At 60.6% G+C, this 17,366-nt stretch carries 17 protein-coding genes; 5 read left to right on the forward strand and 12 right to left on the reverse strand.

Annotated features, from left to right (window positions below; all coding sequences use genetic code 11):
• The first annotated feature begins 20 nt into the window (after positions 1–20).
• Together panD and H2Z84_RS19930 are read left to right on the forward strand one after the other, a co-directional pair.
• Positions 21–401: an aspartate 1-decarboxylase gene (gene panD, locus H2Z84_RS19925; protein WP_059286561.1), complete on the forward strand. Its 381-nt coding sequence runs from the start codon at positions 21–23 to the stop codon at positions 399–401.
• A 196-nt stretch (positions 402–597) separates the two neighbouring features.
• Positions 598–1,005 (forward strand): GFA family protein, encoded by a 408-nt coding sequence (locus H2Z84_RS19930; protein ID WP_258869504.1) that lies wholly within the window; start codon positions 598–600, stop codon positions 1,003–1,005.
• 20 nt (positions 1,006–1,025) lie between these two features.
• Here the strand turns inward: H2Z84_RS19930 and rraA are convergent, their stop codons facing one another.
• The 9 genes from rraA to H2Z84_RS19975 form a co-directional block, all read right to left on the reverse strand.
• Positions 1,026–1,505 carry a ribonuclease E activity regulator RraA gene (rraA, locus tag H2Z84_RS19935; protein ID WP_103522872.1) on the reverse strand — a complete coding sequence of 160 codons (480 nt, stop codon included), beginning with the start codon at positions 1,503–1,505 and terminating at the stop codon, positions 1,026–1,028.
• A gap of 79 nt (positions 1,506–1,584) precedes the next feature.
• Complete coding sequence (locus tag H2Z84_RS19940) at positions 1,585–3,063, reverse strand: DegQ family serine endoprotease (RefSeq protein WP_181837534.1); 1,479 nt, start codon at positions 3,061–3,063, stop codon at positions 1,585–1,587.
• A gap of 102 nt (positions 3,064–3,165) precedes the next feature.
• Positions 3,166–3,798, reverse strand: a complete 633-nt coding sequence (gene nth, locus H2Z84_RS19945) for an endonuclease III (protein WP_181837535.1) — start codon at positions 3,796–3,798, stop codon at positions 3,166–3,168.
• Positions 3,799–3,915: 117 nt separating this feature from the next.
• The gene (locus H2Z84_RS19950) at positions 3,916–4,695 is read right to left on the reverse strand and encodes an RnfABCDGE type electron transport complex subunit D (protein ID WP_181837536.1); all 780 of its coding nucleotides are present in this window, start codon (positions 4,693–4,695) and stop codon (positions 3,916–3,918) included.
• Entirely contained in the window at positions 4,695–6,518 is a 1,824-nt protein-coding gene (gene rsxC, locus H2Z84_RS19955) for an electron transport complex subunit RsxC (protein ID WP_181837537.1), read from the reverse strand. Before rsxC ends, H2Z84_RS19950 begins: the two co-directional genes overlap by 1 nt.
• Positions 6,515–7,096: an electron transport complex subunit RsxB gene (gene rsxB / locus H2Z84_RS19960; RefSeq protein ID WP_181837538.1), complete on the reverse strand. Its 582-nt coding sequence runs from the start codon at positions 7,094–7,096 to the stop codon at positions 6,515–6,517. Before rsxB ends, rsxC begins: the two co-directional genes overlap by 4 nt.
• Entirely contained in the window at positions 7,093–7,647 is a 555-nt protein-coding gene (locus H2Z84_RS19965; protein WP_181837539.1) for a hypothetical protein, read from the reverse strand. The genes rsxB and H2Z84_RS19965 overlap by 4 nt, the downstream gene beginning before the upstream one ends.
• A 99-nt stretch (positions 7,648–7,746) precedes the next feature.
• Positions 7,747–9,591, reverse strand: a complete 1,845-nt coding sequence (locus H2Z84_RS19970) for a DUF294 nucleotidyltransferase-like domain-containing protein (protein ID WP_181837540.1) — start codon at positions 9,589–9,591, stop codon at positions 7,747–7,749.
• A 123-nt stretch (positions 9,592–9,714) separates the two neighbouring features.
• Positions 9,715–10,494 carry a substrate-binding periplasmic protein gene (locus H2Z84_RS19975; protein WP_181837541.1) on the reverse strand — a complete coding sequence of 260 codons (780 nt, stop codon included), beginning with the start codon at positions 10,492–10,494 and terminating at the stop codon, positions 9,715–9,717.
• A 91-nt stretch (positions 10,495–10,585) separates the two neighbouring features.
• Here H2Z84_RS19975 and H2Z84_RS19980 point away from each other — a divergent pair, with 91 nt between their 5' ends.
• The gene (locus H2Z84_RS19980) at positions 10,586–11,503 is read left to right on the forward strand and encodes a bestrophin family protein (protein ID WP_181837542.1); all 918 of its coding nucleotides are present in this window, start codon (positions 10,586–10,588) and stop codon (positions 11,501–11,503) included.
• A gap of 128 nt (positions 11,504–11,631) precedes the next feature.
• Here H2Z84_RS19980 and acs read toward each other — a convergent pair whose 3' ends face one another.
• The 3 genes from acs to H2Z84_RS19995 all read right to left on the reverse strand — a co-directional run bounded on the left by acs (position 11,632) and on the right by H2Z84_RS19995 (position 15,652).
• Positions 11,632–13,596, reverse strand: a complete 1,965-nt coding sequence (gene acs, locus H2Z84_RS19985) for an acetate--CoA ligase (RefSeq protein ID WP_181837543.1) — start codon at positions 13,594–13,596, stop codon at positions 11,632–11,634.
• Positions 13,597–13,664: 68 nt separating this feature from the next.
• Positions 13,665–15,344, reverse strand: a complete 1,680-nt coding sequence (locus H2Z84_RS19990) for a cation acetate symporter (protein ID WP_181837544.1) — start codon at positions 15,342–15,344, stop codon at positions 13,665–13,667.
• Positions 15,341–15,652 (reverse strand): DUF485 domain-containing protein, encoded by a 312-nt coding sequence (locus H2Z84_RS19995; RefSeq protein WP_181837545.1) that lies wholly within the window; start codon positions 15,650–15,652, stop codon positions 15,341–15,343. Before H2Z84_RS19995 ends, H2Z84_RS19990 begins: the two co-directional genes overlap by 4 nt.
• A 315-nt stretch (positions 15,653–15,967) precedes the next feature.
• On the opposite strand from H2Z84_RS19995, the gene H2Z84_RS20000 reads away from it, so the two are divergent.
• Together H2Z84_RS20000 and H2Z84_RS20005 are read left to right on the forward strand one after the other, a co-directional pair.
• A complete protein-coding gene (locus tag H2Z84_RS20000; protein ID WP_181837546.1) occupies positions 15,968–16,864 on the forward strand; it encodes a LysR family transcriptional regulator in 897 nt (298 codons plus the stop codon).
• Positions 16,865–16,890: 26 nt separating this feature from the next.
• Positions 16,891–17,358, forward strand: coding sequence for a hypothetical protein (locus H2Z84_RS20005; protein ID WP_181837547.1), 468 nt, complete (start codon positions 16,891–16,893; stop codon positions 17,356–17,358).
• Positions 17,359–17,366 lie beyond the last annotated feature (8 nt).

Below are 17,366 nucleotides of genomic sequence, written 5' to 3' on the forward strand. Positions count from 1 at the left end.
GGCAAGGAAAGACCAGTACCATGCAACGCATCATGCTCAAGTCCAAGCTGCACCGTGTTACCACTACGCATGCCGAACTGCATTACATCGGCTCCTGCGCCATCGACGAAAACCTGCTGGAAGCAGCGGATATTCGCGAATACGAAGAAGTGCAGATCTGGAACGTCAACAACGGCGAGCGCTTTGCCACCTATGCCATCAAGGCCGAACGTGGCTCCGGTGTGATTTCGGTGAATGGCTCGGCCGCGCGCCGCGCCGCGCCTGGCGATCTGCTGATCATCGCCTCTTTTGCCCAGTACGAAGATGCCGAGCTGGCCAATCACCAGCCCAAGCTGGTGTTCGTGGACGAGCGCAACCAGATGACCGCGCTGGACAACAAGACCCCGACCCAGCCCGCCTGAGCGCTGGATAAGCAGGCAAATCTGGCAAAAGCGATGCTCCGGCATCGCTTTTTTCATGCATGTTTCAGGAGTGTCAACTGGGCAAAGGCCTGCCGTAGTCCAGGCTTTGCATCGTTGTTTATAACTGTCTATAGTTTCTAATGAATTGCCGCACCAGCCCGGCCGGCTGGTTCGCCTGCCACAACGGGAGCATGACATGAGCAGCATTCTGCATGGCGGCTGTCTGTGTGGTGCCGTGCATTACCGGGTGCATGGCCAGCCCTTTCACGTGACCCACTGCCATTGCGTCAGTTGTCGCAAGGCCAGCGGCGCGGCCTTCGTCACCTGGTTCACCGTGCGGCTGATCGAGCTGGAGTGGCTGGGCGAGAAACCGCTGTTCTACCACTCTTCGACGGCGGCCATGCGCGGATTTTGTCCACACTGTGGTGCCACGCTCAGCTACCAGCACGAATCCGACCCCGACGACATCGACCTTACGGCCGCTTCGCTGGATATGCCGGAGGTGTTGGTGCCGGAATTCCATATCTGGTGGCAGGACCACATCAGTTGGGGCGAACCAGAGCAGCAAGCAGCCTTGCCGGTGCATGCGCGCAGCCGTGACTGAGCACGGCTGCATTGCTGTCTTTACAGCAGCGGTGTGGCAGAGACGATCACACCATCTTCATCGGCATACAGCCATTCGCCCGGCACGAAGGTGACGCCAGCAAAGCTCACCGCCAGGTCACGCTGACCTTCGCCACGTTTTACCGATTTGAGCGGGTGGGTATTCAGTGCGCGAATGCCCAGCGGCAGCTGGTTGAGCGCCACCGAATCGCGGATGCAGCCGTAGATCACCACGCCGTCCCAGTGATTGGCCACCGCCAGATCGCCGATCTGGTCGCCCAGCAGGGCACAGCGCAGCGAGCCGCCGCCATCCACCACCAGTACCTTGCCGTGGCCATCCTGCGCCAGGGTTTCCCGGACCAGGGTGTTGTCTTCAAACAGTTTGAGGGTGACGATCTGACCATAAAAACGCTGATGATTGCCATAGCGCTGGAACAGCGGTTCCAGCACGCGGACACGGCCTTCGTTGGCATCGCACAGATCGGTTGTCAGAAAACTCATGCTCTTTCTCCTTGGCAGTTTATGGTTATGCCGGATGGCGGACGCAAAAAAGCCGCCTCGCGGCGGCTTGTTGCATGCATCAATCCAGGCGTAGCGGTACAAACAATGTACTGTCCTGGCGGCGTACCAGCAGGGCGATATTGCCGCGCGCACTGGCTAGTGCCTTTTCAAAACTCTTCACCGTGGTGATTTCATTCTGGTTCAGGCCCATGATGATATCGCCATGTTGCAGGCCGGAGCGGGATGCAGCACCCTGTGCTTTCTGCACCAGCAGGCCGCCGTTCAGGCCCAGTTCGCTACGCTGCTTCGCGGTCAGCTCGGTGACGGTCAGGCCGAGCTTGCCAAACTGGAAATTCTGCGGGGCGGCTTCATCTTGCTGCTTGGCCTGCGGTGCAGCTTCCGCTGCCAGCTCGCCCAGCGTGGCCTGAATGGTTTTTTCTTCGCCCTTGCGCCATACCGATAGTTTTACCTTGGCACCCGGCTGCAGCGAACCCACCATCATCGGCAGATCCTTGGAGCTTTCGATGGCACGGTCATCCAGCTTGAGGATGATGTCCCCGGTCTGCAGGCCGGCCTTGCCAGCAGGGCCTTGCGGATCCACGCGCACCACCAGTGCGCCACTGGGGCGCGGCAGGCCGAAGGATTGTGCCAGCTCTTGCGACACTTCCTGAATATTGATGCCCAACTGGCCACGGCTGACCTTGCCCTTGGCTTTGATCTGTTCGGCCACGTTCATGGCCAGGTCGATCGGAATGGCAAAGGAAATGCCCATGAAGCCACCCGAGCGGCTGTAGATCTGCGAGTTGATGCCGACCACTTCACCCTTCAGATTGAACAGCGGGCCGCCGGAGTTACCCGGGTTGATGGCGACATCGGTCTGGATGAAGGGCACATAGTTTTCATCCGGCAGGCTACGGCCCTTGGCCGAGACAATGCCCGCAGTGACGGTATTTTCGAAGCCGAAGGGTGCACCGATGGCAGCCACCCATTCGCCAACCTTGAGCTGTGACGGACTACCCACCTTGACTACCGGCAGGCTGGAAGCATCCACTTTCAGCAGCGCCACGTCGGTGCGCTTGTCCAGGCCAACCAGGCGGGCCTTCAGCTCGCGCTTGTCGGTCAGCATGACCTTGATCTGGCTGCCACCATTCACCACGTGCGCGTTGGTCATGATGAAACCGTCATCACTGATAATGAAGCCAGAACCGAAGGAGATGCTTTCCTCCGGGGTCTGGTCCTGCTGATTGGGCTGATTGGGAATAAAGCGTTTGAAGAAGTCGAATAGTGGATCGTCTTCCGGCACCGGGAAGGGCATTTCACTTTGCTGTGGCGCCGCATCGGTGCGATTGGCCTGAATGTTCACCACGGCCGGCCCATCGCGTTCGACCAGCTGGGTGAAGTCAGGCAGCAACATGGCGACGCGACCGTCCGACTGGGCAGGGACCGCGACCGGAGCCGGCTGGTTCTGCTTGTGGAACAGGCTTTCGATCTTGTCGCAACCCGAGAGCAACGACGCAGCCAGAAGGGCGCCGACAATGGTGCGAAGATACGGAGTCACAGAGTTATCCTTTCGGGGAAGCTTTCAGACGGATATAGGGGCGATCCGCTGTATTTCCAGGTCATCCAGCCTGAAGGGTCATCAGGCACAGACTGTTTTCAATCATACCGGTTTTGCCGGATATTCGCAGAGATCGACAATCACACAGTGCTGGCAGTCCGGTTTGCGAGCCTTGCAGACATAGCGTCCATGCAGGATCAGCCAGTGGTGGGCATCGACCTTGAATTCGGCTGGTACATATTTCAGCAGCTTGTCTTCCACCTCGCGTACGTCCTTGCCGGGAGCCAGCCGGGTGCGGTTGGCTACCCGGAAAATATGGGTATCCACGGCGATGGTGGGGTGGCCAAAGGCGGTGTTCAACACCACATTGGCCGTTTTGCGACCAACACCGGGCAGTGCTTCCAGCGCTGCCCTGTCATCCGGTACCGCGCCACCATGCTTTTCCAGCAGCAGGCGACAAGTGGCAATGACGTTTTTGGCCTTGGTGCGGAACAGGCCGATGGTCTTGATGTAATCGGATACGGTCTCTTCCCCGAGCGCCAGCATGGCGGCCGGGGTATTGGCCACGGCATACAAGGGGCGGGTGGCCTTGTTGACGCTGACATCAGTAGCCTGGGCCGACAGCAACACCGCAATCAGCAACTCGAAGGGCGTGCGATATTCCAGCTCGGTGGTCGGCTGGGGAGTGTGCTCGCGCAGGCGGCGGAAAATTTCGTAGCGCTTGGTGGCGTTCATGGCATGTCGGCTTGGGACTGGTTCGGTACAGGGGACGGCAGCGCATAGGCTGTGCAGCAGCGAGCGGCCTGCCTCATTGTAACGCAGGCCACTGCCGACTCGCATGCGCTGCGGTTTCTACGTGCGGCGGCCAGGCGACAGGGTCAGCTTGTCCAGCAAGGGGGCGGTGGCACTGAGCAGCAGCAGGCTGGCCGCCAGCGTCACGCCGGCATCCGGGCTGGTGGTCAAAGTGACCAAGCTGATGCACAGCATGCCGGCAGCCTGGCCATAGATTAGCCGGCCACGGGGCGTGATAGGCGTGCTGCTGCCATCGCTCATCACCCAGCCGGCCAGCAGCCACAGCGCACTCTGCCCAAGCAGCCAGCCACTGCCTACCGGCAGGGCAATCAATACCACCAGCACTAGCCCGAGTGGCGCTTGCCAGCGCAGGAGGCCGCGCCAGAGCAGCCACAGGCCGCCGGCCAGCAAGGCTAGCGTCAGCGGGAGGTTGGCATGGGGCAGGCTGGCTGGCAGCCAGAGGCCAGCCAGCAGCAGGCCGCCAGCCACCGGGTGAAACAGGCTGCTGCCGCTGCCGCCAAACAGCTGGCGTAGCAGCAGAATGGCTGCACCAGTACACATGCACAGCAGCGGCAGTGTTGCGGTGGGCAGCAGCAGGGTTAGCAGTACTGCCGACAGCACTGCGTCGCCCTGGCGCAGGACCGGCCATATGGCCTGTCGGCGCAGAGCCAGACCCAGGCCATCGGCTAGCAGGGCGCTGACCGTGGCCAGCAGCAGCGCCAGCAAGAGCTGTGGCCCCAGCTGCCAAAACAGGATGGCGATGGCCGGCAGCAGCGCCAGCAACTGCTGGCGGTTACGGCTTGCCAGGGTTGGGGCTAGTCGTATCAAGGGTGTGCTCATCATTTTTCCTGCTCTCCGGCATCGCGTGCGGCTTTCTGGGCTGCGGCGCGTGCCATGGCGGCGGCAATCAAGGCTTTCTTGTCTTCATCCATGGCGGCGGGGCTGTTGGCAGTGGCAGCTGTCTTTTGGGCGCTGGCCCGTTGCATGGCCGCTTGAATCAGCGCTTGCTGCTGTTGGTTCAGGCCTGGTGCAGCGCTGTTGTTGGCAGGGGAATCCGCTGCGGCTGCTTTGGCAGCATCTTGTGCGGCCTTGCGTGCGGCGGCGCGTGCCATGGCCGCGTCGATAGTCGCCTGACGGTTGGCGGCAATGGCAGCATCTCGCTCACTGGTGCTGGCAGAGGGCGCGGTATCCGGACGCTGTTGCTGCCGCTCTGCCGCACGCGCCATCGCGGCGGCGATGGCCGCCTGTTTGTCTGCGACTACTGCTGCCGGCTCTGTGCTGCTGGGGGCCGCAGCCTGTTGCTGTGCCAGCTTGGCGGCTTGTTGTGCCGCACGTTCGGCCAGCCGCTGGGCTTTCTCCTGCTTGTCGCGTTCCAGGCGGAACTGGCGGAAGCGATGGCGCTGGCGGGCTGCGTCGGCGGCGCTCTGTTGCTGTTCGGCTAGCAGCAGTTGCTGGCTGGCCTGGCGGAAGGTGTCGAGCAAGGGCAGCTGGCTGGGGCAGACCGCACTGCACAGGCCGCACTGGCTGCAGTCGGCCAGCCGCCAGTGTTGTGCTTGTTCCAGCTGTTGCTGGCTGCAATGCCAGTACAGCTCTTGTGGCTGTAACTGGCTGGGGCAGATGCTGGCGCAATCGCCACAGCGGACGCAGGGCTGGGCAATCAGCTCAGCCTGATCGGCTAGGGCCAGCAGGCAATGGCTGTGCTGGTGTATGCCAATGGCAGTATCGGGCAAGGCAAAGCCGCGCAGGCCGCCGCCATGGACGATGGCATGCCGCTGTGGCGGCAGGCCGGCGCAGGCTAGCAGATCGGCCACCGGGCTGCCGAGCAAGGCGAGGATGTTCTGCGGCTGCTTGACGGCACCGCTGACGGTGACGATGCGGCTGATGCAGGGCTCGCCATGCAGGATGGCCCGTCCGGCCGCATAGACGCCGGCTAGCGGCAGGCACAGGCTGTTGCTGCTTTCTTCGGGCCGTGCCAGTGACTGCAGCAGAGGTGCGTCATCACCAGCGGGGTAGGGGGCTTGTATCACTTCCAGCTGCCAGCTTTGGCTAGCGGCCAGGCTGCGCAGGGCATTGATGGCCGCTCCCTGTTCTTGCTGGATGGCCAGTACCAGCCGCGCTGGCTGCAGTATGCGCCCCAGCATGGCCATGGCGTCGGCTACCGCAGCGGCTTGTTCGCGCAGCAGCGTACTGTCGGCCTGCAGAAAAGGTTCGTTTTCTACAGCATTGATGATGAGCAGTGCCGGCGGTGGCGCGGCTGCGGCCCAGGCCAGCGGCAGTAGCGGGCCGTGCTGGCCCATGACTCCCATGTCTTGCAGCCGGATGGCCAGCGCCAGTGGTGACAGTGCTGGCCAGTCGGTATTGGCTTGCAGGGGCAGTGCTTCGTCCTGCCCGTCTGGCTGCAACTGCAGGCCATCCCGCAGCGGCGCATCGGGCAGGGCCTGCGGCAGCGGGCCGATGGCACGGATATGGCCGGAGGTCGGGGCATGGACGGCCGCGCCAAACTCATTGTCGGCCTGTGCCAGCAACTGGTGCTTCAGTACGCGCTGGCCCACTTCGACACAGCAGCGACTGCCTTGCAGCCACAGGTTTAGCTGGGCTGGCAGCGGCAGGGTGGTGAGTGGATGGCTGCTGGCAGCAGCCGGTAAGCGGGTCTGGCGGCTCATGCAGCAGTACCTGGCTTGACGGCCTTGATGGCAATGACCGGGTAGCCCCAGCGCCAGTCGGCAGGCAGGCTGGTGGCCGGGCGCATGCTGATGCAGTCCACCGGACAGGGGGCCAGACACAATTCGCAGCCGGTGCATTCATCGGCCAGCACGGTATGCATTTGTTTGGCCGAGCCCAGAATGGCATCCACCGGACAGGCCTGGATGCACAGGGTACAGCCGATACAGGTGGCTTCGTCTATCAGTGCCACTGCTTTGGGTTTTTGCGGTGGGGCATCGGCGGCAAAGGGCAGATAGTCAGTGTGTAGTAGTGCGGCCAGCTTGCGTATGCCGTCCTCTCCGCCGGGAGGGCAGCGGTTGATGCTGTCTTCGCCGCGAGCCAGAGCCTGAGCGTAAGGCTGACAGCCGGCGTGGCCGCATTGACCGCACTGGGTTTGCGGCAGCAAGGCATCGATGCGCTCTGCCAGCGGCGGCAGGCTGGCGGCGGCAGGGCGTAGCTTCAGTGCGCTGCTGCGCAGGATTTTTCCCAGCAGCCAGATGGCCAGCCATAGCAGCAGCAAACGGAGAACAAGGGTCATGACAGGCGGGCTCCAAGGCTATGCAAGGCCAGTGCGATGATGAGGGCGCAGGGCAGCAGGGCGCGCTGGCCGTGCAGCCATGCGGGCAGGGCGCAGCGTTGCAGGCGTGCTGGCAGCGTGGCGAACTGGGCCAGCAGCAAGGTGAATAGGGCTGTGCTTAGCACGCAGGCGAACAGGGATGTCAGCGGGCCGCTGGCAGATGGCAAGTAGTACAAGGGCAATCCCGCCGCCAGGCTGTTTAACAATAGCCTGGTCCAGTGCAGTCCCAGCTGCATCGTCGGGCCGGCAGCAAGGCGCTGCAGGGCGCTGGCCAGCAACAGGGCGCTGCCCGTTTGCAGCATGACGGCAAGCAGGGCTAAGGGCAGGACGATGCCCAGGCTGCCGGCGAGGGCCAGCAGGCCGCCACCGAGCAGCAGCATGATGGCGGTGGCCAGCCCCATGGCGATGGCCGCCGGCAGTGCCTGCGCAGCAGCCTGGCTGTCAGCGGGGCGGCGGCAGTGATTGCACAATGCCAGCCCGACAAGCAGCGGCAGATAGAGCCCAAAATTCATGGCCGGATCATCCAGAAAGCAAAACCGCAAAATTATCCGGGTTTCCCGTCCAGACCACAACCTCGCTGCCAAGAGGGCGGGGCGGCTTTGCCTGCTGGATTAAGGCAGATACTGTGCCAGCCAGGCTTGCAGCTTGCGTGCCTGGCGCAGGGTTTCTTTCAGGATGCGCGCATCCAGCGTGCCGAGCTCTGCCGGGTGGATCAAATTGTCCAGCCGGGAGGCCGACTCCTGGCAGGCCAGTTGGTGGCGCAGGCGCAGCTCTTGCAGGAATTGCGCACTGTCGGCAAAGGACTGGCAGGCACTGGCGGACAGGCCGGGTAAGCCGGCTGCGGCAGCAAAGCGTTCGCTGGTGCGGCTGGCGGCCGAGCCGGCGTGCAAGGCCAGGATGCGGGCCGCGTCGACGAAGAAATCGACGGCTGCTTTCAGGTCCAGTTGTTCGTCCTGGTTGGTTTGCAGGCGTCCGCTCCAGCCCAGTGGTGGCTCATAACGGCGGGCACTGCGGCTGAGTGCACTCAGCACTGCCGGCTGATCGGCGGCCTGACGCAATTGCCCGGCCAGTTCCAGTCCCAGTTTGTGCTGCCCCCAGGCTGGGCGCAGGTCCAGATACAGGCCGATATGCCCGGCATCTTGCGTCGCATCCTGCAATTGGTGAATGACCGTATCACTCCAGTCGGCGTAAGACAGGCAATGGCTGGGATTGCCAGCCATCAGTCCGTTGCGACACAGCGGAATGCCACAGGCACTCAGTGCCGAGTTGATGCGCTGGGCGATGGCCGGTAGTTGCTGCGCCAGTTGCTGCTGGCGCAAGGCATCGCTACAGCGGAAAACCAGTGCGCTGTCCTGATCCGAGGTCAGGGTATTTTCCTGACGACCACTGCTGCCCAGTTGCAGCCAGCAGATTTCCACCTCTTCCAGTCCGGCTCCGCTCAGGTGTAACTGACATAGCCGGGTCAGCAACTGGTCATTGAACAGACTGAGCAGGCGGGTGGTGGCATTGGCATCCATGCCTTGCTGAAACAGGGCCAGTACCTGGCGCCGAAAGGTGGCCGCCACGCCGGACAGGGCTGCCGTGCTGTCGCAGCGGCTCAGGCGTTGCAGCATTTCCTTCATGTCCAGCCGTGACAGGCGGTACAGATCATGCTCGGAGACGATGCCCACCAGCGTCATGCCTTCACATACCATGACATGACGTTCGCCACTCTGGGCCAGGGCCAGCATGGCTTCGCTGGCCAGGGCACTGGGTGGCAGCAGGCAGGCGGGCTGGCGCATCAGCTGCTGTACCGGGGTGTCATCAGCATGACCTGCCAGGTGGGCGTCCAGCAAGTCGCGCAGGGTGAACAGGCCCAGCAGGCGCTGCTCGGGACTGGTGATGACCACCGAGCCCACCCCTTCCTGTTGCATCAGTTGCAGCAAGGGGCGCAGGGTGGTTTCCGGTCGGCAGCTGACTGCCGGCCGCTGGATCACGGCGGCAAGCGGGGTGTGCAGGCTCAGCCCCTGCCCGCCCAGCGCAGCCGGGTGTAGTTGGCGGGCGCGCGACAGCAGGTTGGCCAGCCGCTGGGTGCAGAACAGCTGGAAGGCGGCAGACTGCTGGCACAGTGCGACAAAGGCGGTTTGTGGTAGTTGCAATACCATGCAGTCGCTGTCGGCGCGGTAGTGATTGGTGACCGGTCGCTGTGCCAGCAGAGCGCCCAGCGGAAACATTTCACCCTGCCCCAACAGGGCAAAGGCCTGGCCACTGTAGATGTCTTCGGCCAGTACTTGGCCTTCCAGCACGATGAACAGTTGGCTGGCAGGGCCAGCCTGCGGGCTGGTGAGGCTGGCTCCGCGCGGATAGTGCTGGCGGCGCGCCTTCCCGGCCAGCAGCGCAAGCTGCTCCGCTGGCATGGCGGCAAAAGGTTCGTGCTGGAGCAGGGCCTGCCAGTCGGCCGGAAAGGGGGTTGGCATGGTAAGGCTCCGGTGAGGGCTGGGCCGAGATGGCAGCCTTAATATAGTGAGCAGAGCGCATGGCCGGTATTGGGGAAATCCGCCCGTAGAGCAGATCCGCAGGTGCCGTGCCTGGCGACCTGCCTAGCCGTTCTGGTTGAGGATTTTCTGGTAGCGACCATCGTGTTTGATGGCTTCCAGCGCTTTGCGGAAGGCGTCTACCGTGGCGCGCGGTGTGCCTAGACTGAAGGCCATGGACATGCCCTGTGGCAGCTCACGGAATACAAAAGCGGTTTGCAGCAGGCGGCCGGGGTCATCCTGCAGTTGGCGCACCGTAGAAATAGCGGTCAGCTGATTGGCGGCCCACAGATCAATCCGTCCGGCGCGCAGCATCTGGTAGCCCTGGGTATACGACGCAAACGGTTCCAGGGCGGTAAATCCATGTGCCAGCAGGTATTTTTCCTGATAAGAGCCACGCAGCACGCCGATGGTGTAGCGGCGGTAGTCGTCCAGCCGGCCATCATTAGGCAGGTGCTGGCGATTGTCGGCCAGCATCAGCAATACCGGTGGCGAGTGAATGACTTCGCCCACCCACTGAAACAGGTTTTCCCGTTCCGGCGTGCGCGCCATGGCACAGACCAGGGTATTGGGCTGGTTTTGACCCATGGCATAGACCCGGCTCCACGGAAACAGGTGGATGGGATCGTTCAGGCCAAGGTCCTTGGTGATCTGGCGGATGATCTCCACCACGATGCCGTGTTCCTGGCCGCTGGGACCGCTGGAAAAAGGCGGCAGATTGTCTTCGCAGGCGATGGTGATGGCGACCGCCTGTGCCGGGCCGATGTGCAACATCAGTCCCAGGGTGAGGGCCAGCAGGGTAGGGGGCATGGATTCCATCAGTCCACTGTAGATCATGACGGGCATGGTGCAAGCCGGAATACTATTATTTTGCACTGCAACAAAAACGGCGATGTCTTATCATGCCCAGATCTCTGGTTCTGATAGATATTTGCCCATGATTGTCCGCTCCCCAGTGTCCTGGTTTCGTTTGCTGTTTGTGTGGAATGGCTCGGTGTTGCCACGTATTTTGTCACGCTTGCTGCTGGTTCTTCTGATTTCCCTGCTAGCGACGGCTGCGCGGCATTGGTGGCTGAGCAGCCATGCCGATTCGGCCCTCAGCATTCCTACCTTTACCCTGCTCGGCGTATCGCTGGCGATTTTCCTGGGTTTTCGCAACTCGGTCAGCTACGAGCGCTTCTGGGAGGCGCGCAAACTGTGGGGTGCCTTGCTGGTGGTGAACCGTTCCATTGCCCGCCAGTTGCTGGCGGTAGCCCCGCAGCATCCGCTGACAGCACAGGCACTGGACCTGATCTGTGCCTTTGCTTATGCCTTGAAGGCACAGCTGCGGGAGGAGGTGGGGTGCGATCACATGCCGCGGCTGCTGCCGGCCGACCTGCTGGATGAGGTGAATGGTGCGCGCTTCCGTCCGGCCATCATTTTGCGCCGGCTGGGTCAGCTGATCCTGCAGTTGCAGGAGGAGGGTGTCATCAGCGAATGGCAATGGCAGGCGCTGGATCAAAAATTGAATACCATGTCGGAGGTGCTGGGTGGTTGCGAACGCATCGGCAGCACGCCCATTCCCTACACTTACCGGGTATTACTGAACCGCACGGTCACCATCTACAGCCTGTTGTTGCCGATGGGGCTGGTTAGCAGCATAGGCTGGCTGACACCACCGATAGCCGTGTTCATTGCCTATACCTATCTGGCACTGGAGGTGATTGGCGAGGAGCTGGAGGAGCCATTCGGGCGTGAGGGCAATGATCTGCCGCTGGCCGCGCTGTGCCACACCATCGAATCCGCAGTCCGGGACATGCAGGGCCTGCCAATGGCCGTGGAGGCACCGAAGCCACAGGGTGTTTATCTGCATTGAGCGGTTTGAGCCGGATATCGCAGGGAGCGAGGAAGTCGCTGCCGGGCTGCCGGCCACTGTGCAGACAAAAAAAAGCCCGGTGAAATCACCGGGCGCAAGGTCAGTGTGCTCCTGAATCGATAATCGATTTACAGCGGATTCTGCAATTGGCCGAGAATCTGCGGGTTTTCCAGTGTGGAAACATCCTGGGTGATTTCCTCGCCCTTGGCGATCGAGCGCAGCAGGCGGCGCATGATCTTGCCGGAGCGGGTCTTGGGCAGGTTTTCGCCAAAGCGAATGTCATCCGGCTGGGCGATCTTGCCGATTTCATGAGCCACCCAGTTTTTCAACTCGGCAGCAATTTTCTTGGCGTCATCACCTTCCGGACGAGCACCCTTCAGTACCACGAAGGCCACTACGGCTTCGCCCTTCACCTCGTGCGGCTTGCCGACCACGGCAGCTTCAGCTACCAACGGATTGGCTACCAGCGCCGATTCGATTTCCATGGTGCCCAGACGGTGGCCGGATACGTTCAGCACATCGTCGATACGGCCCATGATCCAGAAGTAGCCGTTTTCGTCACGGTTGGCCGAGTCACCCGCCAGGTAGTACTGGCCGTTGAATTCGTCCGGGAAATAGGTTTTCTTGAAGCGGTCCGGGTCATTCCAGATAGTGCGTACCAAGGACGGGAAGGGCTTCTTGATCACCAGGAAGCCACCACGGCCCGGCTCTACCTGAGCGCCGGATTCATCCACGATGTCAGCAATGATGCCCGGCAGCGGCAGGGTGCAAGAACCCGGCTTGGTCGGTACCGCACCCGGAATCGGCGCAATCATGGCCGAACCGGTTTCAGTCTGCCACCAGGTATCCACGATAGGGCAGCGGCCACCGCCGACTACTTCGTAGTACCACATCCAGGCTTCCGGGTTGATCGGTTCGCCCACCGTGCCCAGCAAGCGCAGGCTGGACAGGTCGTATTGCTTGGGCAGGTCGTTGCCCAGCTTGATCAGCGAGCGGATGGCAGTCGGTGCCGTGTAGAAAATGCTGACCTTGTGCTGCTCGATCATGCGCCAGAAGCGGCCGGCATCCGGGTAGGTGGGTACACCTTCGAATACCACCTGGGTGGCACCGATGCCCAGCGGGCCGTAGCAGATATAGGAGTGACCGGTGATCCAGCCCACGTCGGCGGTGCACCAGTACACATCATTCGGTTTGTAGTCGAAGGCCCAGCGGAAACTGTTGATGGCGCCCAAGAGATAGCCGGCGCTGCTGTGCTGGATGCCTTTCGGTTTGCCGGTGGAGCCAGAGGTATACAGAATGAACAGCGGATCGTCCGCCAGCATCCATTCCGGTTCGCAGGCTTCGGCCTGGCCTTCCACCAGCTTGTGCCACCAGATGTCGCGGCCTTCGGTCCACTGTGCGCCGCCATTGGTGCGCTGGTAAACCACTACGTTTTGTACCGATTCGCAGCCTTCCAGTGCCATTGCTTCGTCAACGGTGGCCTTCAGCGGAACGGTCTTGCCGCCGCGCAGGCCTTCATTTGCGGTAATTACCAGCTTGGCACCAGCATCCTGAACGCGGTCACGCACGGCACCGGCGGAGAAGCCGCCGAATACGACTGAGTGGATGGCGCCGATACGGGCACAAGCCTGCATGGCAACGATGGCTTCAATCACCATCGGCATATAGATGACTACACGGTCGCCCTTGGCAATGCCCAGGCTCTTCAGGCCATTGGCAAACTGGCAAACGCGGCGGTGCAGTTCGGAATAGGTGACACGGGTTACTTCGCCATCATCCGCTTCAAAGATCAGGGCGATCTTGTTGGCATTCAGCGGCAGGTGACGGTCGAGACAGTTGTAGGAAACGTTCAGCACACCATCGTCAAACCACTTGAAGAAGGGGGCATTGCTGTCGTCCAGAACCCGGGAAAACGGCTTTTTCCAGGTAATCAGCTCGCGGGCCAGATCACCCCAGAAGGACAGGTAGCTGTCGTCGGCCTGTTCGCACAGTGCGTTGTAGGCCTCCATGCCCGACACGGTCGCCTTGTGGCGGAAGTCGTCGGACGGCGGAAAACTACGGGTTTCCTTCAGAATGGATTCGAGAGTGGACATTACCTTCTCCTTGTAAGTCTTGTAGTGCTGTAGCCGCATCCCGCAGGATGCGGCCCCAGGTGAAACGATTAGTGCTTGGAAGCGCCGGTTGCGCCGATACCGGTCATGGAGCGGACAAACTGGGCATCAAACTTGGCTTTTTCTTCTGCAGCCGATTTGGATTTGTCAGTGACCGAGAACAACCAGGTGCTGACGAAAGCCAGGGTGATGGAGAAGATGGCCGGGTTCTTGTACGGGAACAGGGCAGCCTTGTGCTTCATCACATCAACCCATACCGCCGGTCCCAGAACAATCAGGACTACGGCAGTGGCCAGGCCGACGAAGCCACCGATGACGGCACCACGGGTGGTCAGACCCTTCCAGAACATCGACAGGAAGAGAATCGGGAAGTTGGCGGAAGCCGCGATGGAGAAGGCCAGACCCACCATGAAGGCGATGTTTTGCTTCTCGAACACCAGACCCAATACGATGGCAATGACGCCAAGTACAACGGTGGTGATCTTGGATACGCGAATTTCGTCAGCCTCGTTGGCCTTGCCCTTCATGATGACGGAGGCGTACAGGTCGTGCGAGACAGCAGAGGCACCGGACAGGGCCAGACCTGCTACAACGGCCAGGATAGTAGCGAAGGCAACGGCCGAGATGAAGCCGAGGAACATGTCACCGCCAACTGCGTTGGCCAGGTGAATGGCAGCCATATTGCTACCACCGACCAGCTGGGTGATCTGCTTGCCATCCTTGGTGATGGTTTCCATCATGCCCGGCTGGTTCAGTACCAGCATGATGGCGCCAAAACCGATGATGAAAGTAAGGATGTAGAAGTAGCCGATGAAACCGGTTGCGTAGAACACCGACTTGCGGGCTTCCTTGGCATCAGACACGGTGAAGAAACGCATCAGGATGTGCGGCAGGCCAGCGGTACCAAACATCAGTGCCATGCCCAGTGAGATGGAATCCACCGGATCCGCCTTGCCAGGAGACATAATGGCAGCGTGCTTGGCGTGTGCGGCAACGGCTTTCTCGAACATCAGTTCCGGGCTGAAGCCCACGGTGGACAGCACCATGAAGGCCATGAAGGATGCGCCACACAGCAGCAGGACGGCCTTGATGATTTGCACCCAAGTGGTGGCCAGCATGCCGCCAAACAGCACGTAGCAGACCATCAGGATACCAACCATGACCACAGCGGAAGAGTAGTTCATGCCGAACAAGAGCTGGATCAGCTTGCCAGCACCCACCATCTGCGCGATCAGGTACATGGCGACCACGACCAGGGTGGAGGTGGCGGCAAAGCTACGTACCGGAGTCTGTTGCAGGCGGTAAGAGGCTACGTCGGCAAAGGTGTATTTGCCCAGATTACGCAGGCGTTCAGCCACCAGGAACAGAATCACCGGCCAGCCAACCAGAAAACCCATGGAGTAGATCAGGCCATCGTAGCCCTTGTCGAATACCATGGCGGAAATACCCAGGAAGGACGCTGCCGACATGTAGTCACCGGCAATGGCCAGTCCGTTCTGGAAACCGCTGATGCCGCCACCGGCTGTGTAGAAGTCGGAGGCGGAGCGGGTACGGCGGGCTGCCCAGTAGGTGATGCCCATGGTGAAGGCCACGAACACCACGAACATGATGATGGCGTGCCAGTTGGTGGCCTGTTGCTTCACATCACCTTCGATGGCGCCGGAAGCAAAGGCGAGTACCGGGAAAAGAGACAACGCTGCCAGAGCGAGAGAGCCAGTGCATTTTTTCATTTTTGTGCCTCCTCGACGATCTCGCGGTTGAGCTGGTCAAACTCGCCGTTGGCTTTGCGCACGTACAGGCCGGTTAGCACGAAGGCCGAGAGAATGATCAGAATCCCTACCGGGATGCCTACAGTCATGGTCATACCGGGAGCGAGCGGTGCGCCCAGTGTAGACGGTGAAAATGCCAGAATCATAATGAAGCCATAGTAAATGACCAGCATTGCGATGCTGAGCTGCCAACCCAGGCTTGTCTTCTTGTGAACAAGCTCTTTGAACTTCGGGTTGGACTGTACTTTCTTGAGTACGTCCTCGTTCATTGCATCCTCCTTTGTCGTAACGATCGTCTGACCGCTGTTCGAAACATAAGGGACGACAGGCTGCTCCTGCTAATCGCTTTTTTTGATTAATAAAATTTGTCAGACGGATGTTGCATTGCAAAAAATCATATTAATCATATGGTTGCGGTGGTATTTTTACTCCATTTACCACGGTGGTGGTGCGGTTTTTTTTGCAAAAATACCGTGAAATTCTTGTGGTAAATGCTGTAATGACGCCAAAATGTTGGCAAAGATAAGATCCGGAAAACAGGAAAATGTAGTCACCTTGCTACAGGCAGAGAGAACAGGTCGTACATGGAAATCTATCAGTTAAGGACCTTTGTCACTGTGGCCCAGCAGGGCCACCTGACACAGGCAGCAGAATTGCTGCATTTATCCCAGCCGGCGGTCACGGCACAGATCAAGGCGCTGGAAGAAGAAGTGGGCATGCCCTTGTTCGAACGTACTGCAGGCGGTGTCACCATGACACGCGCCGGACAGGAATTGCTGCCACAAGCGCAGTCCATCCTGGCGTCTGCGCGTGAAATCATCAACCACGCCAAAGGCTTGAAAGGACAGACCGGAGGCAAGGCCTTGATTGGACTGACCCTGACCCCGGCCACTCTGAAAGCCGGCGAATGGGTGGCGGCACTGGTGGAAAAATACCCGCTGCTGGACCTGCGACTGCAACACGGGGTAACCGGAGAGGTACTGAATCTGGTCCGCAAGAAGGAGTTGGACGCCGGTTTTTATCTGGGGAAAAACCCCTATGTCAACGTCAATACCGTGCTGCTCACCAATCTGCCTTTCCGCATCGTACTGCCCAATGGCTGGAAAAACCGGATTGACCTGAACAACACCAAGGAGTTGGGGCGTTTGCCGTGGGTTGGACTGTCGCAATTCTCCAGTCTGTCCAAAATCACCGCCGAACTGTGGCGAGAACTCAATATTTCGCCGAAGAAGGTGACAGAAAGCGACAATCTGGCCGCCGTGCTCGAACTGGTAGCCTGCGGTGTGGGTGTGGCACTGGCTCGCGAGGAGGAAGCGCTGGAGTGGGAAGCCGCTGGGCGATTGACGGTTGTGCCTGGGGTGCGCAAACTGGCCGAACTGCAGTTTGTCTATCCGTCCGACCGGGTGGGCGATCCGATTCTGGAGGCCTTGCTGCAGGAATTGATCCGCGTCTGGGCGCTCAGCCCGGATGTCGCACACTAATCCGCAGCGACCGAAGAGGAATATCCATGGCTTACGAGTGGTTTGCCAGCGCGTTTCAGCGCTACCTGAGTGCCATGGAGCTGAGTCAGCGCCGCCTGCTGGATGCGCAGCAGGATGCCTGTTTGAGCTGGACAGCCGCCTGGCTGCCAGCCTATCCCCTGGCCGAGGGCGAGGTGCAAAGCCGCATTGATGGCAGCCTGCTTAGCGGAGTATCGCTGTTGCAGGCTCAGGCGGATAACCAGCGCGACCTGATGCTGGCAACGGAAAAGTCACTCAATGAGATGCACAAGCATCTGCTACGGCAACTGGAACAATCCGGCCAGCACCCTTCCTACGCTGTGATGAAGCAGGCTCTGCAACTTGGGCAGAGCTCCGGCAGTGCCGTCAGCAAGATGAGCCGGCAAGTCGGGCATTTTGCGGCTACCAGTTTTTCATCCGCCTCACTCAATGCCGCCCGCGATATGCGCCGGGTGTGGAAGCAACAAAAACCCTGATCATCCGC

This window comes from Aquitalea aquatica (assembly GCF_013911085.1).
Taxonomy (GTDB): Bacteria; Pseudomonadota; Gammaproteobacteria; order Burkholderiales; family Chromobacteriaceae; genus Aquitalea; species Aquitalea aquatica.